General features: G+C 61.9%; 28 protein-coding genes. 1 reads left to right on the top strand and 27 read right to left on the bottom strand.

Annotated elements, in window-relative coordinates; translation table 11 throughout:
- Window positions 1-73: 73 nt before the first annotated feature.
- The 25 genes from rplO to rpsL all read right to left on the bottom strand — a co-directional run bounded on the left by rplO (window position 74) and on the right by rpsL (window position 14,518).
- A complete protein-coding gene (gene rplO / locus LQK81_RS05190) occupies window positions 74-544 on the bottom strand; it encodes a 50S ribosomal protein L15 (RefSeq protein ID WP_230804024.1) in 471 nt (156 codons plus the stop codon).
- A gap of 13 nt (window positions 545-557) precedes the next feature.
- Window positions 558-758 (bottom strand): 50S ribosomal protein L30, encoded by a 201-nt coding sequence (gene rpmD / locus LQK81_RS05185; RefSeq protein ID WP_230804021.1) that lies wholly within the window; start codon window positions 756-758, stop codon window positions 558-560.
- Between the two features lie 13 nt (window positions 759-771).
- Window positions 772-1,338 carry a 30S ribosomal protein S5 gene (gene rpsE / locus LQK81_RS05180; RefSeq protein ID WP_230804019.1) on the bottom strand — a complete coding sequence of 189 codons (567 nt, stop codon included), beginning with the start codon at window positions 1,336-1,338 and terminating at the stop codon, window positions 772-774.
- Between the two features lie 124 nt (window positions 1,339-1,462).
- Window positions 1,463-1,825 (bottom strand): 50S ribosomal protein L18, encoded by a 363-nt coding sequence (gene rplR, locus LQK81_RS05175; RefSeq protein ID WP_230804017.1) that lies wholly within the window; start codon window positions 1,823-1,825, stop codon window positions 1,463-1,465.
- A 12-nt stretch (window positions 1,826-1,837) separates the two neighbouring features.
- Window positions 1,838-2,371 (bottom strand): 50S ribosomal protein L6, encoded by a 534-nt coding sequence (gene rplF, locus LQK81_RS05170; RefSeq protein ID WP_230804016.1) that lies wholly within the window; start codon window positions 2,369-2,371, stop codon window positions 1,838-1,840.
- A gap of 42 nt (window positions 2,372-2,413) precedes the next feature.
- Entirely contained in the window at window positions 2,414-2,812 is a 399-nt protein-coding gene (gene rpsH / locus LQK81_RS05165; RefSeq protein ID WP_230804014.1) for a 30S ribosomal protein S8, read from the bottom strand.
- A 12-nt stretch (window positions 2,813-2,824) separates the two neighbouring features.
- A complete protein-coding gene (gene rpsN / locus LQK81_RS05160; protein WP_230804012.1) occupies window positions 2,825-3,130 on the bottom strand; it encodes a 30S ribosomal protein S14 in 306 nt (101 codons plus the stop codon).
- A 34-nt stretch (window positions 3,131-3,164) separates the two neighbouring features.
- The gene (gene rplE, locus LQK81_RS05155) at window positions 3,165-3,722 is read right to left on the bottom strand and encodes a 50S ribosomal protein L5 (RefSeq protein ID WP_230804009.1); all 558 of its coding nucleotides are present in this window, start codon (window positions 3,720-3,722) and stop codon (window positions 3,165-3,167) included.
- Window positions 3,715-4,026, bottom strand: coding sequence for a 50S ribosomal protein L24 (gene rplX, locus LQK81_RS05150; RefSeq protein ID WP_230804006.1), 312 nt, complete (start codon window positions 4,024-4,026; stop codon window positions 3,715-3,717). Before rplX ends, rplE begins: the two co-directional genes overlap by 8 nt.
- A 12-nt stretch (window positions 4,027-4,038) precedes the next feature.
- Window positions 4,039-4,407: a 50S ribosomal protein L14 gene (gene rplN / locus LQK81_RS05145; RefSeq protein WP_003495199.1), complete on the bottom strand. Its 369-nt coding sequence runs from the start codon at window positions 4,405-4,407 to the stop codon at window positions 4,039-4,041.
- Window positions 4,408-4,651: 244 nt separating this feature from the next.
- Window positions 4,652-4,888: a 30S ribosomal protein S17 gene (rpsQ, locus tag LQK81_RS05140; RefSeq protein WP_230804003.1), complete on the bottom strand. Its 237-nt coding sequence runs from the start codon at window positions 4,886-4,888 to the stop codon at window positions 4,652-4,654.
- A gap of 11 nt (window positions 4,889-4,899) precedes the next feature.
- Window positions 4,900-5,100 carry a 50S ribosomal protein L29 gene (rpmC, locus tag LQK81_RS05135; RefSeq protein ID WP_112599126.1) on the bottom strand — a complete coding sequence of 67 codons (201 nt, stop codon included), beginning with the start codon at window positions 5,098-5,100 and terminating at the stop codon, window positions 4,900-4,902.
- 10 nt (window positions 5,101-5,110) lie between these two features.
- A complete protein-coding gene (gene rplP / locus LQK81_RS05130) occupies window positions 5,111-5,524 on the bottom strand; it encodes a 50S ribosomal protein L16 (protein WP_003573792.1) in 414 nt (137 codons plus the stop codon).
- A 34-nt stretch (window positions 5,525-5,558) separates the two neighbouring features.
- Complete coding sequence (rpsC, locus tag LQK81_RS05125) at window positions 5,559-6,275, bottom strand: 30S ribosomal protein S3 (protein ID WP_230804000.1); 717 nt, start codon at window positions 6,273-6,275, stop codon at window positions 5,559-5,561.
- Window positions 6,275-6,664 carry a 50S ribosomal protein L22 gene (rplV, locus tag LQK81_RS05120; RefSeq protein WP_112599130.1) on the bottom strand — a complete coding sequence of 130 codons (390 nt, stop codon included), beginning with the start codon at window positions 6,662-6,664 and terminating at the stop codon, window positions 6,275-6,277. Before rplV ends, rpsC begins: the two co-directional genes overlap by 1 nt.
- A 2-nt stretch (window positions 6,665-6,666) precedes the next feature.
- Window positions 6,667-6,945, bottom strand: coding sequence for a 30S ribosomal protein S19 (gene rpsS, locus LQK81_RS05115; protein ID WP_075627127.1), 279 nt, complete (start codon window positions 6,943-6,945; stop codon window positions 6,667-6,669).
- Window positions 6,946-6,961: 16 nt separating this feature from the next.
- Entirely contained in the window at window positions 6,962-7,798 is an 837-nt protein-coding gene (rplB, locus tag LQK81_RS05110) for a 50S ribosomal protein L2 (RefSeq protein WP_230803998.1), read from the bottom strand.
- Between the two features lie 31 nt (window positions 7,799-7,829).
- Window positions 7,830-8,123 (bottom strand): 50S ribosomal protein L23, encoded by a 294-nt coding sequence (locus LQK81_RS05105; RefSeq protein WP_112599133.1) that lies wholly within the window; start codon window positions 8,121-8,123, stop codon window positions 7,830-7,832.
- On the bottom strand, window positions 8,120-8,740 hold the full coding sequence (rplD, locus tag LQK81_RS05100) for a 50S ribosomal protein L4 (protein ID WP_230803997.1): 621 nt from the start codon (window positions 8,738-8,740) through the stop codon (window positions 8,120-8,122). The genes LQK81_RS05105 and rplD overlap by 4 nt, the downstream gene beginning before the upstream one ends.
- Window positions 8,741-8,752: 12 nt before the next feature.
- Window positions 8,753-9,436: a 50S ribosomal protein L3 gene (gene rplC, locus LQK81_RS05095; protein WP_230803995.1), complete on the bottom strand. Its 684-nt coding sequence runs from the start codon at window positions 9,434-9,436 to the stop codon at window positions 8,753-8,755.
- A 170-nt stretch (window positions 9,437-9,606) separates the two neighbouring features.
- Window positions 9,607-9,915 carry a 30S ribosomal protein S10 gene (rpsJ, locus tag LQK81_RS05090; RefSeq protein ID WP_003547547.1) on the bottom strand — a complete coding sequence of 103 codons (309 nt, stop codon included), beginning with the start codon at window positions 9,913-9,915 and terminating at the stop codon, window positions 9,607-9,609.
- Between the two features lie 343 nt (window positions 9,916-10,258).
- Window positions 10,259-11,434 carry an elongation factor Tu gene (gene tuf / locus LQK81_RS05085; RefSeq protein WP_230803975.1) on the bottom strand — a complete coding sequence of 392 codons (1,176 nt, stop codon included), beginning with the start codon at window positions 11,432-11,434 and terminating at the stop codon, window positions 10,259-10,261.
- Window positions 11,435-11,502: 68 nt separating this feature from the next.
- The gene (gene fusA, locus LQK81_RS05080; protein ID WP_230803994.1) at window positions 11,503-13,602 is read right to left on the bottom strand and encodes an elongation factor G; all 2,100 of its coding nucleotides are present in this window, start codon (window positions 13,600-13,602) and stop codon (window positions 11,503-11,505) included.
- 20 nt (window positions 13,603-13,622) lie between these two features.
- Window positions 13,623-14,093 carry a 30S ribosomal protein S7 gene (gene rpsG, locus LQK81_RS05075; RefSeq protein ID WP_230803992.1) on the bottom strand — a complete coding sequence of 157 codons (471 nt, stop codon included), beginning with the start codon at window positions 14,091-14,093 and terminating at the stop codon, window positions 13,623-13,625.
- Between the two features lie 53 nt (window positions 14,094-14,146).
- On the bottom strand, window positions 14,147-14,518 hold the full coding sequence (gene rpsL, locus LQK81_RS05070) for a 30S ribosomal protein S12 (protein ID WP_003507760.1): 372 nt from the start codon (window positions 14,516-14,518) through the stop codon (window positions 14,147-14,149).
- Window positions 14,519-15,080: 562 nt separating this feature from the next.
- On the opposite strand from rpsL, the gene LQK81_RS05065 reads away from it, so the two are divergent.
- Window positions 15,081-15,377: a transcriptional regulator gene (locus tag LQK81_RS05065; RefSeq protein WP_230803991.1), complete on the top strand. Its 297-nt coding sequence runs from the start codon at window positions 15,081-15,083 to the stop codon at window positions 15,375-15,377.
- 76 nt (window positions 15,378-15,453) lie between these two features.
- Here LQK81_RS05065 and LQK81_RS05060 read toward each other — a convergent pair whose 3' ends face one another.
- Window positions 15,454-16,515 (bottom strand): cytochrome-c peroxidase, encoded by a 1,062-nt coding sequence (locus LQK81_RS05060; RefSeq protein ID WP_230803990.1) that lies wholly within the window; start codon window positions 16,513-16,515, stop codon window positions 15,454-15,456.
- 248 nt (window positions 16,516-16,763) lie between these two features.
- The gene (gene rpoC, locus LQK81_RS05055; protein WP_230803989.1) at window positions 16,764-20,978 is read right to left on the bottom strand and encodes a DNA-directed RNA polymerase subunit beta'; all 4,215 of its coding nucleotides are present in this window, start codon (window positions 20,976-20,978) and stop codon (window positions 16,764-16,766) included.
- Between the last annotated feature and the right edge of the window lie 9 nt (window positions 20,979-20,987).

The raw sequence follows: 20,987 nt of genomic DNA, 5'->3' as shown, positions 1-20,987 counted from the left end.
GCGGCGCGAGGCCCTCATATGGGAACGCGAACGCCCGGAGTGAAGCACCCCGGGCGTTCAAATAATCGGCCGATTATTCAGCGGCAGCCGAGAGCAGCTTGATGCTGCCGCCAGCCTTCTCGATCTTCTCGATCGCGGCCTTGGAGGCGCCGGCGACTTCGATCGTCAGCTTTGCCTTCAGTTCGCCGTCGGAGAGGATGCGGACGCCGTCCTTGGCGCGACGGATAACGCCGGCAGCCTTCAGGGCATCGGCATCGACAGTCGCCTTCGGGTCGAGCTTCTTGGCATCGATCGCAGTCTGGAGGCGCGCCAGCGATACCGTGACGAACTCGGATGCGAAGATGTTGTTGAAGCCGCGCTTCGGCAGGCGACGATAGATCGGCATCTGGCCGCCTTCGAAGCCGTTGATGGCGACGCCCGAACGGGCCTTCTGACCCTTGACGCCGCGGCCGCCGGTCTTGCCGGAGCCCGAACCGATACCGCGACCGACGCGCTTGCGGCTCTGGGTTGCGCCTTCGTTGTCCTTGATTTCGTTCAGTTTCATGAGCTTATCTCCCTCACTTCTCGTCGACGACGCGAACGAGGTGCTGGACGGCACGGATCATGCCACGCACGGACGGCGTGTCTTCCAGCGTGCGAACCCGGTGCATCTTGTTGAGACCGAGGCCGATCAGCGTCTGGCGCTGAATGGCCGGGCGGCGGATCGGCGAGCCGATCTGTTCGACGGTGACCGTCTTTGCAGCTTCTTTCTTAGCCATGGGTCAAGCTCCCTTATTCTTCGGAAGCAACGCCGGCGGAAGCACGGCGGGCCTGCAGCGTTGCGTACTTGATGCCGCGCTGTGCCGCGATGTCCTTCGGGTGCATCTGGCTCTTGAGCGCGTCGAAGGTCGCACGGATCATGTTGTAGGGGTTCGACGAACCGGTCGACTTGGCGACGACGTCCTGCATGCCGAGCGTCTCGAAGACGGCGCGCATCGGACCACCGGCGATGATACCGGTACCGGCCTTGGCCGAACGCAGCAGCACCTTGCCGGCGCCATGGCGGCCGTGCACGTCGTGGTGCAGCGTGCGGCCCGAACGCAGCGGTACGAAAATCAGTTCGCGCTTGGCAGCTTCGGTCGCCTTGCGGATCGCTTCCGGAACTTCACGAGCCTTGCCGTGGCCGAAACCGACACGGCCCTTCTGGTCGCCGACGACGACGAGCGCTGCGAAACCGAAACGACGGCCGCCCTTGACGACCTTCGCGACGCGATTGATCGCGACGAGCTTGTCGACAAACTCGCTGTCGCGCTCTTCGCGGTTCTGGCGGTCTTCACGACCGCGTCTTTCCTGTGCCATTGTCCTTTTCCTTTTTCTTTTCCGGGTGCAATCGGCAGATTGACAAAGTCGCCTCCCCTCGTTCGGGCAGGCGACCGGTACCCACTGATCGTCACATGGCGGGCACGAGGCCCGCCAGGATCGATCAGAAGCTCAAGCCACCTTCACGGGCAGCTTCGGCGAGAGCCTTGATGCGACCGTGATAGATGAAGGCGCCGCGGTCGAAGACCACTTCCTTGACGCCGGCCTTGGTGGCGCGCTCGGCGATGAGCTTGCCGACGGCAGCGGCTGCTGCCGTGTCGGCGCCCGTCTTCAGAGACGAGCGCAGATCGGTGTCGAGCGTGGAGGCGGACGCAAGCGTCTTGCCGGCCACGTCATCGATGACCTGTACGTAGATGTTCTTCGACGAGCGATGAACCGACAGGCGCGGACGGCCGTTGGCGACCGCCTTGATTTGACGGCGCACGCGGTTGGCGCGACGTGCAAGTTGTTCTTTCCTGCTAGCCATTTCGCGTGTTCCTTACTTCTTCTTGCCTTCTTTGCGGACAATCCGCTCTTCGGCATACTTGACGCCCTTGCCCTTGTAGGGCTCGGGGCCACGGTATTCGCGGATCTCCGCGGCAACCTGGCCGACCTGCTGCTTGCTGATGCCGGACACGATGATTTCGGTCGGCTTCGGAACAGCGATCGTGATGCCTTCCGGGGCTTCATAGACAACGTCGTGGCTGAAGCCGAGTGCCAGCTGCAGGTTCTTGCCCTGCAGGGACGCGCGGTAGCCGACGCCGTTGATCTCGAGCTTGCGCTCGTAACCGTCCTTGACGCCCTTGAAGATGCCTTCGATCATCGTGCGGGACATGCCCCACTTCGACCGTGCATCCTTGGAATCGTTGACCGGCTGCACAACAACCGAGTTGTCTTCCAACTTCACCGTCACTTCGTCATTGGCGACGAAGAACAGCTCGCCCTTGGGGCCCTTTGCGGTGACCTTCTGACCATCGACGGTCGCAGTTACACCAGCGGGAACCGGAACGGGCCTTTTACCGATACGAGACATTTTTTCTACCTGTCTGTTCGCTATGGAGATTCCTTGCACGTCTTAGAAGACGGAGCAAAGAACCTCGCCACCAACGTTCTGTTCGCGTGCCTGGTGATCGGCCATCACGCCCTTCGGGGTCGAAAGGATGGTGATGCCGAGACCGTTCGCGACCTGCGGAATGGACTTGACCGAGACATAAACCCGGCGGCCCGGCTTGGAGACGCGGTCGATCTTGCGGATCACGGACGCGCCTTCGTAGTACTTGAGTTCGATGCTCAGTTCAGCCTTGCCGTTGTCGAATTCGACTTCGGAATAGCCGCGGATGTAGCCTTCGGCCTGCAGGACATCGAGAACGCGGGCGCGCAGCTTCGAAGCCGGCGTGGAAACGCTCGACTTGCGGCGTGCGGCGCCGTTGCGGATACGGGTGAGCATATCGCCCAGCGGATCAGTCATTGCCATGTACCCGTCTCCTTACCAGCTCGACTTGACGACGCCCGGCACCTTGCCGAGGTTGCCCAGTTCGCGCAGTGCGATACGCGACATCTTGAGTTTGCGATAGAATGCACGCGGGCGGCCCGTCACTTCGCAGCGGTTGCGGATGCGGGTCTTGGAGCCGTTGCGCGGCAGGGAGGCAAGCTTCAGGGTAGCCTTGAACCGATCTTCGATCGGAAGAGCCTGGTTCTGGATGATCGCCTTCAGAGCTGCACGCTTTGCAGCCTGGTTGGCAACCAGTTTGCGGCGGCGCTTGTTCTTTTCGACTGCGCTCGTTTTCGCCATAACAGTTATCCTTCTTTACGCTTGTCGTTACGGATTACTGGCGGAACGGGAAGTTGAACTCTTTCAGAAGAGCCCGGGCTTCGTCGTCGTTGGTAGCCGTCGTGCAAACGATGATGTCCATGCCCCACATCTGATCAACCTTGTCGTAGTTGATTTCAGGGAACACAATGTGCTCCTTGATACCCATGGCGAAGTTGCCACGGCCATCGAAGGACTTCGGGTTCAGACCACGGAAGTCGCGCACGCGGGGGAGCGCGATGTTCACGAGGCGATCCAGAAATTCGTACATGCGGGCGCCGCGAAGGGTGACCTTTGCGCCGATCGGCATGCCTTCGCGGAGCTTGAAGCCCGCGATGGAGTTGCGGGCACGGGTGATGACCGGCTTCTGACCGGCGATCGCAGCCAGGTCGGCTGCGGCAACCGTGGGCTTCTTGGAGTCGCCCGTCGATTCACCGACGCCCATGTTGATGACGATCTTCTCCAGGCGCGGGATCTGCATCTCGTTGGCGAACGAGAACTGTTCCTGCAGCGCCTTGCGGATCCGCTCGACATATTCCTTCTTGAGCCGCGGCTCGTACTTAGCTTCAGCCATCGATCGAAACTCCCGAACGCTTAGCCACACGGACCTTCTTGTCGCCGTCGATCTTGAAACCGACGCGGGTCGGCTTGCCGTCCTTGGGGTCGGCGATCGCGATGTTGGACAGGTGGATCGGGGCTTCCTTGCTGATGATGCCGGCTTCCTGCGACTGGGTCTGGCGCTGGTGGCGCTTGACCACGTTGACGCCACGCACGATCGCGCGATCTTCCTTCGGCATGACCTGAACGACCTCGCCGGTGCGGCCCTTGTCCTTACCGGTGAGTACGACGACCTTGTCGCCCTTGCGAATCTTCTGCATTGCCATCGCTCCTTAGAGTACTTCCGGAGCCAGCGAGATGATCTTCATGTGGTTCTTGGCGCGCAGCTCGCGCGGAACCGGTCCGAAGATACGGGTGCCGATGGGCTCTTTCTTGTTGTCGATCAGGACGGCGGCGTTGTTGTCAAAACGAATGACGCTACCGTCGGCGCGGCGGATGTCCTTGGCGGTGCGAACGACCACCGCCTTCATCACGTCGCCCTTCTTGACGCGGCCGCGCGGGATCGCTTCCTTGATCGAGACGACGATGATGTCGCCGACCGAAGCGTACTTGCGCTTGGAGCCGCCCAGCACCTTGATGCACATGACACGACGTGCGCCGGAATTATCCGCGACGTCGAGGTTAGTCTGCATCTGAATCATGTCAGGTCGCCTTCTTGTTGTAACCGGACCGGTTGGGCACGGATGCCCCCTGTTCCAGCTTATGAGAATCTATGTTTTTCGCGCGGGATGGGTCTTGCCAAGGTGGTTTCCTCGAGGAAATCGCCAGCGATTCCCGGGACCTTCCCTGCGCTCAAAGCAAAAGAACGCCCGATTCCGAGCGTCCTTGCGCTGCTTCATACAGGTTTTCGCGCAAAGGGCAACCCCTTGCGCGAAAAGTGATGAATTAAGCCTGGGCGGAAACGACCGTCCAGCGCTTGTCCTTCGAGATCGGTGCGCATTCCTCGATGGAAACCACATCACCAACCTTGTACTGGTTGCTCTCGTCATGCGCCTTGTACTTCTTCGAACGGCGGACCGTCTTCTGAAGCAGCGGATGCGCGAACCGGCGCTCTACCCGGACAACAACGGTCTTCTCGTTCTTGTCGGAAACGACGACGCCCTGCAGAATGCGTTTCGGCATATTATTCTTCCTTAGGCCTTGGCTTCTGCCGCCTTCTGGCGGGCAATGGTTTTCACGCGGGCGATGTCCTTGCGGACCTCGTTGATGCGCGAGGACTTCTCGAGCTGGCCGGTCGCCTTCTGGAAGCGCAGGTTGAACTGCTCCTTCTTCAGCTTTGCGAGCTCGTCATTAAGCTGGTCGGCGCTCAGTGCGCGAACGTCTGCGGCTTTCATGGCTCAATCCTTACTCTGCAATGCGCTGTACGAAGCGCGTCTTGACCGAGAGCTTGGCCGAACCCAGGCGAAGAGCTTCGCGAGCGATCTCTTCGCTGACGCCGTCGATCTCGAACATCATACGGCCGGGCTTGACCTTGCATGCCCAGTATTCGACCGAACCCTTGCCCTTACCCATGCGGACTTCGGTCGGCTTCGCGGTGACCGGAACGTCCGGGAACACGCGGATCCAGACACGGCCGGCACGCTTCATGTAACGGGTGATCGCGCGGCGGGCCGCCTCGATCTCGCGTGCGTTGACGCGGTTGGGTTCCTGAGCCTTCAAGCCGAACTCGCCGAAGGCGAGGTCCGAGCCGCCCTTGGCGACGCCCTTGATGCGGCCCTTGAACTGCTTGCGGTACTTAGTACGCTTTGGCTGCAACATTTTTCTATTCTCCGATCTGCTCGCCTAAAGCGAATTAAGCGTTTTCACGGCGGCGGCGTTCGCCCTGGCTTGCGCCCTGGGCATCGCCTTCGGTCGCGCGGCGCTCGGAGGCCATCGGATCGTGCTCAAGGATTTCGCCCTTGAAGATCCAGACCTTGATGCCGCAGATGCCGAAAGCGGTTTCCGCTTCTGCCGTACCATAGTCGATGTCCGCACGCAGCGTGTGCAGCGGAACGCGGCCTTCGCGGTACCATTCGGTACGTGCGATTTCCGCGCCACCCAGACGGCCGGCGCAGGTGATCTTGATGCCTTCGGCGCCAAGACGCATGGCCGACTGAACAGCGCGCTTCATCGCACGGCGGAAAGCCACGCGGCGCTCGAGCTGCTGGGCGATCGACTGGGCAACCAGCGTCGCGTCGGTTTCGGGCTTGCGCACTTCGACGATGTTGAGGTGCGTTTCCGAATTGGTCATCTCGGAAAGCTTCTTGCGGAGCTTCTCGATGTCCGCACCCTTCTTGCCAATGATCAGACCCGGGCGAGCCGAGTGGATCGTGACGCGGCACTTCTTGTGCGGACGCTCGATGACGACCTTCGAGATACCGGCCTGCTTCAGTTCGTCCATCAGATACTTGCGGATCTTCAGGTCTTCGTGAAGGAGCTGGCCGTATTCGGCGTTGTCGGCGAACCAGCGGCTATCCCAGGTACGGTTGATGCCGAGGCGGAAGCCGATCGGATTGATTTTCTGACCCATTATGCGGCCTCCCCTTTGGCTTCGACTTCACGGACGACGATCGTCAGGTGCGAGAAGGGCTTCTCGACGCGCGATGCACGGCCGCGACCGCGGGCGTGGAAGCGCTTCATGACGATCGACTTTCCGACGAAAGCCTCAGCGACGACGAGCGAGTCGACGTCGAGATCGTGGTTGTTTTCAGCGTTCGCGATCGCCGATTCCAGCGTCTTCTTGACGGTGCCGGCGATGCGCTTGCGAGAGAACTCGAGTTCGGCCAGAGCGCGGTCGACCTTCTTGCCGCGGATCATCGCGGCAACCAGGTTGAGCTTCTGGGGGCTGACGCGGATCGTGCGCGCAACTGCTTGCGCCTCGTTATCCTTCAGCCGACGTTCGGCTTTTGCCTTGCCCATCGTTACTTCCTCTTCGCCTTCTTGTCCGCACCGTGACCGTAATAGGTCCGGGTCGGAGAGAATTCACCGAACTTGTGGCCGACCATGTCTTCGTTGACGCTGACCGGGACGTGCTTGCTGCCGTTGTAGACACCGAAGGTGAGACCGACGAACTGCGGCAGGATCGTGGAGCGACGGCTCCAGATCTTGATCACTTCATTGCGGCCGCCCTCGCGCACCTTCTCAGCCTTCTTGAGAAGATAGCCGTCAACAAACGGGCCTTTCCATACTGAACGAGCCATTTCTGACTAACCTCTCTTACTTCTTCTTCAGGTGGCGCGAGCGCATGATGAACTTGTCGGTCGACTTGTTCGAACGGGTGCGCTTGCCCTTGGTCGGCTTGCCCCACGGGGATACCGGGTGACGACCACCGGACGTGCGGCCTTCACCACCACCGTGCGGGTGGTCGACCGGGTTCATGACGACACCGCGGTTATGCGGGGTCTTGCCGCGCCAACGCGTACGACCGGCCTTGCCGTCGTTGATGTTGCCGTGATCCGGGTTCGAAACCGCGCCGATCGAAGCAAGGCACGAGCCCGGTACGAGGCGCTGTTCGCCGGAGTTCAGGCGAAGGATAGCCATGCCCTGGTCACGGCCGACGAGCTGGACAAAGGTACCAGCCGAACGGGCGATCTGACCGCCCTTGCCTGGCTTCATCTCGACGTTGTGAACGATCGAACCGACCGGGATGTACTGCAGCGGCATGGTGTTGCCGGGCTTTACGTCGACGGCCTTGTCGGAAGCGATGACCTTGTCACCGGCAGCAAGACGCTGCGGAGCCAGGATATAGGCCTGCTCGCCATCAGCATAGGATACCAGAGCGATGAACGCCGTGCGGTTCGGGTCGTACTCCAGACGCTCGACCGTGCCTTCGACGTCGAACTTGCGACGCTTGAAGTCGATCAGGCGGTAGGTGCGCTTGTGACCGCCGCCGATGAAGCGGGCGGTGATGCGACCGTGGTTGTTACGGCCACCGCTCTTGGAGAGACCTTCGGTCAGAGCCTTGACCGGCTTGCCCTTGTACAGGCCCGAACGGTCGACAATGACGAGCTGACGCTGGCTCGGAGTGGTCGGATTGAAACTTTTCAATGCCATTTTCTTTTGTCCTCTTTAGCCGACTGCTCGATCAGAGCCCGGTGGAGACGTCGATGGACTGACCGTCAGCAAGCGTGACGATCGCCTTCTTGACATCTCCCTGCCGGCCGGAGAAGCCGCGGAAACGCTTTACCTTGCCCTTGCGGACGAGCGTGTTCACAGCCGTGACCTTGACACCGAAGAGCGCTTCGACGGCAGCCTTGATCTCAGGCTTGGAAGCGGTCTTGGCGACGTTGAATACGACCTGGTTCTGTTCGGAGACCAGCGTCGACTTTTCGGTGATCGAAGGAGATACGATCACATCGTAGTGGCGAAGATCCGTCATTTGAACCGCTCCTCGAGGGCTTCGACTGCAGCCTTGGAAAGCACGAGCTTGCCGCGGCGCAGGATGTCGTACACGTTGATGCCCTGGATCGGCAGAACGTCCACGTTCGGGATGTTCTGGGCTGCGAGCTTGAAGTTGCTGTCGAGCTCTGCGCCGCCGATGATGAGGGCGTTGGTCAGGCCGAGGCTGGCGAACGAGCCGGCCAGTGCCTTGGTCTTGGCTTCCTTGGCGACGAGGTCATCGACGATGATGACGTTCTCAGCCTTCAGCTTTGCCGAAAGGGCGTGACGCAGGCCGAGCGCGCGGACCTTCTTGGGAAGGTCGTGCTCGTGGCTGCGGACGACCGGGCCGTGGGCCTTGCCGCCGCCGCGGAACTGCGGAGCGCGTGCGGAATGGTGACGAGCGCGGCCCGTACCCTTCTGCTTGTACATCTTGGCGCCGGTGCGGGAAACTTCCGCGCGGCCCTTGGTCTTGTGCGTGCCCTGCTGCTTCTTGGCGAGCTGCCAGCGAACGACGCGGGCGATGATGTCCTCGCGCGGCTCGAGGCCGAAGATCGCGTCGGAGAGGGAAACCTTGCCGGCGTCCTTCCCGTCGAGGGTCGTGACTTTGAGATCCATAACCAGGCTCCCTTACTTAGCTGCGGCGCGGACAGCGGCCGGACGCGGAGCGTCGGCCGGGATGCCGGACTTGATGGCGTCGCGGACGACGATCCAGGCACCCTTGGAACCCGGGACGGCACCCTTGACCAGGATGAGACCACGGTCCTCGTCGGTCGAGACGACTTCGAGGTTCTGGGTGGTGACGCGCGTCTGGCCCATGTGACCAGCCATGCGCTTGCCCTTCCAGACGCGGCCCGGATCCTGGTTGGAGCCGGTCGAACCATGCGAACGGTGCGAGACGGAGACGCCGTGCGTGGCGCGCAGACCGCCGAAGTTGTGGCGCTTGATCGCGCCGGCGAAGCCCTTACCGATCGTCGTGCCGGTCACGTCGACCAGCTGGCCGGCGATGAAGTGGCTGGCGGAGAGCTCCGCACCGACCTCGATGAGGTTGTCGGCGGAAACGCGAAACTCGACGAGCTTGGCCTTCGGCTCGACGCTGGCTGCGGAAAACTGGCCGCGGAGCGCCTTCGACGTGTTCTTGACCTTGGAGCGGCCGGCACCGAGCTGGACTGCGGTGTAGCCGTTCTTGTCTTCCGTGCGATGGGCAACGACCTGGCAGCCGTCCAATCGCAAAACTGTTACAGGGACATGCTCTCCTGCGTCATTGTAGACGCGAGTCATTCCCACCTTCTGTGCAATCACACCTGAACGCATGGTTCATTCCTCTTAAAAGTCCTGTGGGGGCGAGGCCCCTACACGCCTTTTGTTTAAGGATTCCACGGAGGCCGTCCGACCTTCGGGTTTCCCGTTCCTAGAAGCCGTTGGCGTTACCGCCACGTACCTTCCTTGTTATTCGGCTTGCGCCGGACTTGCTCAAAGCCTGATCAGAGCTTGATCTCAACGTCGACGCCGGCGGCGAGGTCGAGCTTCATCAGGGCGTCGACCGTCTGAGGGGTCGGGTCGACGATGTCGAGAAGGCGCTTGTGGGTGCGCATCTCGAACTGTTCGCGGCTCTTCTTGTCGATGTGAGGCGACCGGTTGACCGTGAATTTCTCAATACGTGTCGGGAGCGGCACGGGACCGCGGACACTGGCACCGGTACGCTTGGCCGTCGACACGATTTCACGCGTGGAGGCATCGAGGATCCGGTGATCAAACGCCTTGAGGCGAATGCGGATGTTCTGGCCGTTCATACGACTTGTCCTTGTTCTTGTTTATCGCGGGAACCCCTTGGGGAACACGCATTGAACTTCGATAAATGTCCGGCCAGTCCGCTAGTTTTTCAAAGATCGGAGGGACAAGGTTTCCCCTGCCCCTTCCTATTTGAGCGGCCGTGGCCGGCCTTGTCCTTTGGCGATCGCACCATGACGAAGCAGGTGCAAATCACGCGTGCGCGCCATTTGCACTATTTTGCTCTCGTCGGCAAGCGGTGCGGCCGACTAAATCTATCGTGGCGGCTATGCCCGGGCCGCATAGCACTGCGGCCCGGGAATTCCGCCGTTGCCCGCCGACTGCTCGACGGACACTGCGTCGAGATTACTCGACGATGGAAGCGACGATGCCGGCGCCGACGGTGCGGCCGCCTTCGCGGATCGCGAAGCGCAGCTTTTCTTCCATCGCGATCGGAACGATCAGCTCGACGTCAACCGTGACGTTGTCGCCCGGCATCACCATTTCCGTGCCTTCCGGAAGCGTGACGATGCCCGTCACGTCGGTGGTGCGGAAGTAGAACTGCGGACGGTAGTTGGTGAAGAACGGCGTATGACGGCCGCCTTCTTCCTTCGTCAGGATGTAGGCTTCGGCCTTGAACTTCTTGTGCGGCTTGACCGAACCCGGCTTGCACAGGATCTGGCCACGCTCGACGCCGTTGCGGTCGACGCCGCGCAGCAGCGCGCCGATGTTGTCGCCGGCCTGGCCCTGGTCGAGCAGCTTGCGGAACATCTCGACGCCGGTGCAGGTCGTCTTCGTCGTCGGACGGATGCCGACGATCTCGATTTCCTCGCCGACCTTGACGATGCCGCGCTCGACGCGACCGGTCACGACCGTACCGCGGCCCGAGATCGAGAACACGTCTTCGATCGGCATCAGGAACGGCTGGTCGATCGGACGCTCAGGCGTCGGGATGTAGGCGTCGACGGCGGCCATCAGTTCGCGGATCGCGTCTTCGCCGATCTTCTTGTCCGAATCTTCCAGAGCGGCCAGAGCCGAGCCCTTGACGATCGGAATGTCGTCGCCCGGGAAGTCGTAGGACGACAGCAGCTCGCGAACTTCCAGCTCGACGAGCTCGAGCAGTTCGGCGTCGTCAACCTGGTCGACCTTGTTCAGGAACACCACGATCGCGGGAACGCCGACCTGGCGGGCCAGCAGGATGTGCTCGCGGGTCTGCGGCATCGGACCGTCGGCGGCCGAGCAGACGAGGATCGCGCCGTCCATCTGGGCAGCACCGGTGATCATGTTCTTGACGTAGTCGGCGTGGCCGGGGCAGTCGACGTGTGCGTAGTGACGGTTCGGCGTCTCGTATTCGACGTGCGCCGTCGAGATGGTGATGCCGCGCGCCTTTTCTTCCGGAGCAGCGTCGATCTGGTCGTACGCCTTGAACTCGCCGAAGTACTTCGTGATCGCCGCCGTCAGCGACGTCTTGCCATGGTCAACGTGGCCGATCGTGCCGATGTTTACGTGAGGCTTGTTGCGCTCAAACTTACCTTTTGCCATTTCCGGCTCTCCATTTTCTGTCCCCTAGACGGGGAATGGTTCAATTCGTTTCGGGTGGCGTATTCCGGTCACTTCTGACCGGAATACTTTGCCTGGATTTCCTGCGCCACGTTCGACGGAACCGGTGCGTAGTGATCGAACGTCATCGTGTACTGCGCGCGGCCCTGCGACATGGAGCGCAGGTTGTCGACGTACTTGAACATGTTCGCCAGCGGCACGTTCGCCGCGATCACGACGGCCACGCCGCGCGATTCCTGGCCCTGGATCTGGCCACGGCGGGAGTTCAGGTCACCGATCACGTCGCCGACATAGTCTTCCGGCGTCACGACCTCGACCTTCATCATCGGCTCGAGAAGCTGGGCACCAGCCTTCTTGGCCGCTTCACGGAAGCAGGCACGCGATGCGATTTCGAACGCCAGGACCGACGAGTCGACGTCGTGGAACGCACCGTCGATGAGCGTCGCCTTGACGCCGAGCATCGGGAAGCCAGCGAGCGGACCGGAGGACAGAACGCTCTCGATGCCCTTCTGGACACCGGGGATGTATTCCTTCGGAACGGCGCCGCCGACGATCTTGGACTCGAACTTGAAGTCTTCGCCTTCCGGGTTCGGTTCGAAGATGATCTTGACGCGCGCGAACTGGCCGGTACCACCGGTCTGCTTCTTGTGCGTGTAGTCTTCTTCGCAGAGCCTCGTGATCGTCTCGCGGTAGGCCACCTGCGGAGCACCGACGTTGGCTTCGACCTTGAACTCGCGACGCATGCGGTCGACGAGGATGTCGAGGTGAAGCTCGCCCATGCCGGCGATGATGGTCTGGCCGGATTCCTCATCGGTCTTGACGCGGAAGGACGGATCCTCGGCTGCCAGGCGGTTGAGCGCGAGGCCCATCTTTTCCTGGTCGCCCTTGGACTTCGGCTCGATCGCGATCTGGATGACCGGCTCGGGGAATTCCATGCGCTCGAGGATGACCGGCTTCAGCGGATCGCAGAGCGTGTCGCCCGTGGTCGTTTCCTTCAGGCCCGCCAGCGCAACGATGTCGCCTGCGAAGGCTTCTTCGATGTCTTCACGCGAGTTGGAGTGCATCTGCAGCATGCGGCCGACGCGCTCGCGCTTTTCCTTGACCGTGTTCATGACCGACGTGCCCTTCTCGAGCTTGCCGGAATAGATGCGGGCGAAGGTGAGCGAACCGACGAAGGGGTCGTTCATGATCTTGAAGGCCAGCATCGAAAGCGGCTCTTCGTCGGACGCATGACGCTCGATCTCGGCGTCCGTCTTGACGTCGATGCCCTTGATGGCCGGAATGTCGACCGGCGACGGCAGGTAGTCGACGACGGCGTCGAGCAGCGGCTGTACGCCCTTGTTCTTGAACGCGGTACCGCAGAACATCGGGTGGAACTTCACGTCGATCGTGCCGCGGCGAACGAGTTCGCGGATCTTGTCGTTGTCCGGGTAGTTACCTTCGAGGTAGGCTTCCATCGCGGCTTCGTCGATCTCGACGACGGTCTCGATCAGCTTCTCGCGATATTCCTCGGCCTGGGCCTTCATGTCTTCCGGGATCTCGACGACGTCCCACTGGGCGCCGAGCGATTCGTCGCGCCAGACGAGCGCATTCATCTCGACCAGGTCGATGACGCCCTTGAACTCGCTTTCAGCGCCGATCGGCAGCTGCATGACGACTGCGGTCGCACCGAGGCGCGACTTGATCATGGACACCGAGCGGTAGAAATCCGCACCGGTCTTGTCCATCTTGTTGCAGAAGATCATCCGCGGAACGTTGTACTTCTCGGCCTGGCGCCAGACGGTTTCCGTCTGCGGCTCGACGCCGGCATTGGCATCGAGCAGCGCGATGGCGCCGTCGAGAACGCGCAGCGAACGCTCGACTTCGATGGTGAAGTCGACGTGGCCGGGGGTGTCGATGATGTTGAAGCGGCGCATCTTGCCGTCACGGCCCTTCCAGAAGGTCGTGGTGGCAGCGGACGTGATGGTGATGCCGCGTTCCTGCTCCTGCTCCATCCAGTCCATCGTGGCGGCGCCGTCGTGGACTTCGCCGATCTTGTGGGACTTGCCGGTGTAGTAGAGGATACGCTCGGTCGTCGTCGTCTTGCCGGCGTCGATGTGCGCCATGATACCGAAGTTACGGTAGTCTTCGATCTTGTATTCGCGTGCCATAATGGACTGCCTTTTCGAGATTACCAGCGGTAGTGCGAGAACGCACGGTTGGCGTCAGCCATCTTGTGCGTGTCTTCGCGCTTCTTGACGGCACTGCCACGGTTGTTTGCGGCATCCATGAGTTCGCCCGAGAGGCGCTCGACCATGGTGGTTTCGTTCCGCTTGCGTGCCGCTGCGATGAGCCAACGGATAGCGAGAGCCTGACGGCGCTCCGGGCGAACGTCGACCGGGACCTGGTAGGTTGCACCACCGACGCGGCGCGAACGAACTTCAACGTGCGGCGCAACGTTGTCGAGGGCCGAATGGAACACGCCGAGCGGGTCCTGCTTGGACTTGCCCTGAACGCTGTCAAATGCGCCGTAAACGATGGTTTCGGCGACGGACTTCTTGCCGTCGAGCATGATGGCGTTCATGAACTTCGTGACCACGAGATCGCCGAACTTCGGGTCCGGGTTGATCTCGCGCTTCTCTGCTTTATGACGTCGGGACATACGTTTCGTCTCTCAACTAAATTGGGTTCCAGCGAAATGGCGCCGGTGACTGGTTACTTTGGACGCTTCGCGCCGTACTTGGAGCGGCGCTGCTTGCGGTTCTTGACACCCTGGGTATCGAGAACACCGCGGATGATGTGGTAGCGCACACCCGGAAGGTCCTTCACGCGGCCGCCGCGGATCATGACCACGGAGTGCTCCTGAAGGTTGTGACCTTCGCCCGGGATGTAACCAATGACTTCGAAGCCGTTGGTCAGGCGGATCTTGGCGACCTTACGCAGAGCCGAGTTCGGCTTCTTCGGCGTGGTCGTGTACACGCGGGTGCATACGCCGCGCTTCTGCGGGTTCTCCTGGAGAGCGGGAACCTTATTGCGCTTTACCTGTGCCTGACGCGGCTTACGGATCAGCTGGTTTACGGTAGGCATTCAACCATCCCTTGATCTTGTCTCGTTACCCTTGCGGGCGGATTTTGCCGTTGCCGGCGGCTGCCACACGCTTCTTTTCATGCGCAAAACAGGACCGATCCGCCTTTTGCGAATGGCCCTCTAAGGCAGAGGACGCAGCCAGGCCGCGTCATGCGTGCAGCATTCATGTCTTCAACGTGCGTTGAAGCCTTGTTTGAGGCGAACTTCAGAACGAGTCGTACTGAACCAGCCAGCCTCACATAGGCTCCGATGGGCGTGGCTCTACTGGCTTACGCCCTGCACGTCAAGGGGACTGGCGAAATATTCTTGCTTCGCCCTTCATGAACGCCCTGAATTTCGAGGCGTTCGCGCGCTGGCGTGCAATCTAAACCGGAGCCGGAACGGCCGGCACTCCGAAATGCTTCGGCCCGACGATTCTTAAGGAATCGCAAAGGAAGAATCAATGCCGTCGTTGCAGCCGCGCGCCTCGCCCGCAGCCGCCTCGCCTCCCCTCGCCCGCGCTTTCCATTTCGGCCCGATCGGCGTAAGGACGTTGCCAGATCGCGAACCTGAAGGAAGCGCCATGTCCATCTCTCCCGACAACGACAACAACAATGAAGACGCCATGGTCTTCATCATCATCGGCAAGGCCTATGAGCGCGACGGCGACGACGAAGGCATCGACATCCACGTCATGCTGCGGGCGCCCGACGACGACAGCGCCGTGCGCGAGGCGCTGAACGCGCTGGCGGAAGAAGGCTTCCTGGAGGCCGATCTCGACCAGATCGGCACGCTGACCGATGCGCCGATCGACGAGCCGCACGCCTCCGCCTACCAGGGCGCGCTCGAAGGCGAGGTCGCGATCATCCGCTTCGCCTGACCGGGACCGGCAGCTCTCGGCCCATAAGAGCCGCCCGACGGTTCGGGCGGTTCCATTTCGGCGGCGGCAGGCCGCCTCAGTCGCGGATTTCGGCGGTCGGCTTCGGGGTCGACCGCGTCTCCGCCGGCAGGATCGGATAGACGACGTCCGGCACGGTTCCCGTTAGCGCATGCAGGAAGGCGACGATCAGGTCGGCATCCTCGCTCGCCAGTTCCTCGCCGAGCTGCGTTTCCCCCATCAGCGTCACCGCCTCCTTCAGATCCCACACCTTGCCGGAATGGAAATAGGGCGCAGTGTGCTCGACGTTGCGCAGGGGCGCTGCGCGGAAGACATAGGTGTCATCCACCGTGTTGGTCACGGCGAAGCGCCCCCTGTCGCCTTCCGGCAGGACGTCGGCGCCGGGACGTTCGACGAGGCCGAAGGGATAGTACCCCTCCCCGCCGACATTGATCCCGCCGTGGCAGGAGGCACATCCCTTGTCGATGAAGAGCTGCAGCCCCTGCTTCGCCTCGACGCTCATCGCCTCGTCGTCACCGTTCAGATAGGCGTCGAAGGGGGCGGGCGTGATCAGCGTCGCCTCGAAGGCCTCGATCGCCTTGGCGAAGTTGTCGAAGGTGACGGGGTCGCTCTCGCCGGGGAACGCGGCCTTGAACCACGCGACATATTGCGGCATCGAATTCAGCGTCGCGACCACCTGCAACGGCGTGTTCGCCATCTCGACGCCGGCCTGCACCGGTCCCTTGGCCTGCGCCTTCAGGTCCTCGGCGCGGCCGTCCCAGAACTGGGCGACGTTGAACACCGAGTTCAGCACCGTCGGCGCATTGCGCGGCCCCTTCTGCCAGCCATGGCCGATCGAGGTCTCGAGGTTGTCGTCACCACCGGTGCCGAGATTGTGGCAGGAATTGCAGGAGAACACGCCCGACGCCGACATGCGCGGATCGAAGAACAGCGCCTTGCCGAGCGCGATCTTCTCCGGCGTGATGCGGTTGTCCCTCACCGCCGGGACGGTCGAGGGGAGCGGGCGGAAGATTTCCAGCGCCGTCTGGCGCAGATCGGCGGGTGCAGGGTCTGACGCGACGGCCGCATTGGCCGACAGGACGCACAGCGCAACGGAACAACTCAACAACAGCTTTTTCATCAATTGCCTCCTTTCGCTGCCGCGCACCCGTGGGAGCCGGGCCGCTCGCAGCTTCAAATTCCAAGGCCTGGCCCGCTCTGCTGCAGGCTGCCTCGGGCTACGGAGGAATTAGAACCGTTAAAAGGTTCCGTGCCGTTGAGCAGGGTCAACGCACGCTCTGGCAAAACGCAAGAAACGCCCGGATTGCTCCGGGCGTTTCGCATTGGTCAGGTAGGCCGGTGCGACAGATCGCCCCGGCGGCAGCAGGCTTATTCGCCGGCCGGCACGGTCTCGCCTTCGGCGAGGTCCGCAAGCATCGGCGTGGCAACGCCGGCGCCCGTCGACTTGCGGCGCTCGTCGAGGATCATCTCGTCGCGGGCCGTCGCAATGCGGCGGATCTGCGTCATCGTTCCGCCGGTACCTGCCGGGATGAGGCGGCCCACGATGACGTTCTCCTTCAGGCCCTGCAGGCCGTCGGTCTTGCCGGCGATCGCAGCTTCCGTCAGCACCTTCGTCGTCTCCTGGAAGGAGGCGGCGGAGATGAAGGACGGCGTCTGCAGCGACGCCTTGGTGATGCCGAGCAGGACCGGCTCGCCAAAGGCCGGCTTCTTGCCTTCCTCGATCAGGCGGTCGTTGACGTCTTCCAGTTCGATCCGGTCGACATTGTCGCCGACGATGTAGGTCGAGTCACCCGCATCGGTGATCTCGACCTTCTGCAGCATCTGGCGAACGATCACCTCGATGTGCTTGTCGTTGATCACCACGCCCTGCAACCGGTAGACCTCCTGGATCTCGTTGACGAGGTAGGAAGCCAGAGCCTCCACGCCCTTGATCGCCAGGATGTCGTGCGGCGCCGGGTTGCCGTCGAGGATGTAGTCGCCCTTCTCGATGTAGTCGCCGTCCTGAAGATGGAAGGGCTTGCCCTTCGGGATCAGGTACTCGACCGGCTCGACACCATCTTCCGCCGGCTCGATCGTGATGCGGCGCTTGTTCTTGTAGTCGCGACCGAAGCGGACCGTACCATCGATCTCCGCGATGATGGCGTGGTCCTTCGGACGACGAGCCTCGAACAGTTCGGCAACGCGCGGCAGACCGCCGGTGATGTCCTTGGTCTTGGCGCTTTCCAGCGGCGAGCGGGCAAGAACGTCACCCTGGGAGACCTTCTGACCCGGCTCGACGGAGAGGATCGCGTCGACCGAGAGCATGAAGCGGGCTTCGCCACCGCGGGACAGCTTGGCGACGGCGCCGTTCTTGTCCTTGATGACGATCGCCGGCTTCAGGTCGGAGCCGCGCGGGGTCGAACGCCAGTCGACGATCTGGCGCTTGGTGATGCCGGTGACTTCGTCGGTCTCTTCCTTCACGGAGATGCCGTTGACGATGTCCTCGAATTCGACGACGCCGTCGATTTCCGTCATCATCGGACGGGTGTAGGGGTCCCACTCGGCCAGACGCTGGCCGCGCTTCACCTTGTCGCCGTCGTCGACGAAGATCTTCGAACCGTAGGCAACGCGCTGCGAGGAGCGCTCGACGCCACGTTCGTCCAGGATCTGCACCGCCATGTTGCGGCCCATGGCAATCAGGTTGCCATCGGAGTTGCGCAGCATGTTGCGGTTCTTGATCTGGATCGTGCCTTCGTAGGACGCTTCCAGGAACGACTGGTCGACCACGTTCGCCGTGCCACCGAGGTGGAACGTACGCATGGTGAGCTGGGTGCCCGGCTCGCCGATCGACTGCGCCGCGATGACGCCGACAGCCTCGCCCATGTTGACCGGCGTACCACGCGCCAGGTCGCGGCCGTAGCAGACCGAGCAGACGCCCGTCTGGACTTCGCAGGTCAGTGCCGAACGAATGCGGATCGACTGGATACCGGCCTTCTCGATCTCGATCACATCCGGCTCGAGGATCATCTTGCCGGCATCGACCAGCCGCTCGCCCGTGACCGGGTGATCGACGTTGTCGAGCGCCGTACGGCCAAGGATGCGCGCGCCGAGCGATGCCACGACCTGGCCGGCATCGACGATCGCCGTCATCGTGAGACCGTTCGAGGTCCCGCAATCGACGAGATTGACGATGCAGTCCTGCGCGACGTCGACGAGACGACGGGTCAGGTAGCCCGAGTTCGCGGTCTTCAGGGCGGTGTCTGCCAGACCCTTGCGGGCGCCGTGGGTCGAGTTGAAGTACTCGTTCACGGTCAGGCCTTCCTTGAAGTTCGAGATGATCGGCGTCTCGATGATCTCGCCCGAGGGCTTGGCCATCAGGCCGCGCATGCCGCCCAGCTGGCGCATCTGGTTCGGAGAACCGCGGGCACCCGAGTGCGACATCATGTAGATCGAGTTCATCGGCTTCTGGCGACCGGTCGCCTCGTCGAACTCGACGGCCTTGATGCGGGCCATCATCTCTTCGGCGACCTTCTCGGTGGCCTTGCCCCAGGCGTCAACGACCTTGTTGTACTTCTCACCCTGGGTAATCAGGCCGTCGTTGTACTGCTGCTCGTATTCCTTCACCAGCGCTTCGGTATCGCCGACGATCTTCGCCTTGGTGTCCGGGATCACCATGTCGTCCTTGCCGAACGAGATGCCGGCGCGGCAGGCGTGCGCAAAGCCGAGCTGCATGATCCGGTCGCAGAAGATCACCGTGTCCTTCTGGCCGCAGTGACGGTAGACCGTGTCGATCATCTTGGAGATGTTCTTCTTGGTCATTTCCTGGTTGCAGGTCTCGAAGGGAACGTTGACGTTCTTCGGCAGCAGTTCGCCGATCAGGAGGCGACCGGGGGTCGTCTCGTAGATCTTGGAAACCGGCTTGCCGTCGGCGTCGACGGTCTTGAAGCGACCCTTGATCTTGGCGTGCAGGGTCACCGCCTTGGTCTCAAGCGCGTGCTGCAGTTCGCCGAGATCGGAGAAGGCCATGCCTTCGCCCGGCTCGTTCTGGTTCATGATCGACAGGTAATAGAGGCCGAGAACCATGTCCTGCGAGGGAACGATGATCGGCGCGCCGTTGGCCGGGTGCAGGATGTTGTTGGTCGACATCATCAGCACGCGGGCTTCGAGCTGGGCTTCCAGCGACAACGGCACGTGAACGGCCATCTGGTCACCGTCGAAGTCGGCGTTGAAGGCCGTGCAGACGAGCGGGTGCAGCTGGATCGCCTTGCCTTCGACCAGGATCGGTTCGAAGGCCTGGATGCCCAGGCGGTGCAGCGTCGGTGCGCGGTTCAGGAGAACCGGATGCTCGCGGATGACCTCGTCGAGGATATCCCAGACTTCCGGCTTTTCCTTTTCGACCAGCTTCTTGGCCTGCTTGACGGTGGACGAGAAGCCCTTGGCGTCAAGACGGGCGTAGATGAACGGCTTGAACAGCTCGAGCGCCATCTTCTTCGGCAGGCCGCACTGGTGCAGCTTCAGTTCCGGACCGGTCACGATGACCGAACGGCCGGAATAGTCGACGCGCTTGCCGAGCAGGTTCTGGCGGAAGCGGCCCTGCTTGCCCTTGAGCATGTCGGACAGCGACTTCAGCGGACGCTTGTTGGCGCCGGTGATGACGCGGCCACGACGGCCGTTGTCGAACAGCGCGTCTACAGATTCCTGCAGCATGCGCTTTTCGTTGCGGATGATGATGCCCGGAGCGCGCAGTTCGATCAGGCGCTTCAGACGGTTGTTACGGTTGATGACGCGGCGGTACAGATCGTTCAGGTCGGACGTCGCGAAACGGCCGCCATCAAGCGGAACCAGCGGGCGCAGGTCCGGCGGGATGACCGGGACGACCTTCATGATCATCCACTCCGGACGGTTGCCTGACTCCATGAAGTTCTCGACGATCTTCAGGCGCTTCATCAGCTTCTTCTGCTTGAGATCCGACGTGGTGTCGGCAAGCTCGGAACGCAGGTCGCCAGCGATCTTCTCGAGGTTCATCGAGGCGAGCATCTCGTAGATGGCCTCGGCGCCGATCATGGCGGTGAACTGGTCTTCACCATATTCATCGACCGCGATCATGTACTCCTCTTCGGAGAGGAGCTGGTTTTCCTTCAGCGCCGTCAGGCCCGGCTCGGTGACGATGTAGTTCTCGAAATAGAGAACGCGCTCGACATCCTTCAGCGTCATGTCGAGCAGGGTCGAGATGCGCGAAGGCAGCGACTTCAGGAACCAGATGTGGGCAACCGGGGCTGCGAGCTCGATATGGCCCATGCGCTCGCGGCGAACGCGCGACAGGGTGACTTCCACGCCGCACTTTTCGCAGATGATGCCCTTGTACTTCATGCGCTTGTACTTGCCGCACAGGCACTCGTAGTCCTTGATCGGCCCGAAGATGCGCGCGCAGAAGAGACCGTCGCGTTCCGGCTTGAACGTACGGTAGTTGATCGTCTCCGGCTTCTTGATCTCGCCATAAGACCAGGAAAGAATCTTCTCCGGCGACGCAATCGAGATCCGGATGGAATCGAAGGTCTGTGCAGGCACCTGCGGATTGAAAAGATTCATGACCTCTTGGTTCATGCCTGTCTC

The sequence above is a fragment of the Rhizobium sp. GN54 genome (genome assembly GCF_021026345.1).
GTDB lineage: Bacteria > Pseudomonadota > Alphaproteobacteria > Rhizobiales > Rhizobiaceae > Mycoplana.
Note: the sequence above shows the minus strand (reverse complement) of the source record. Positions and strands in the feature narration are given on the sequence as shown.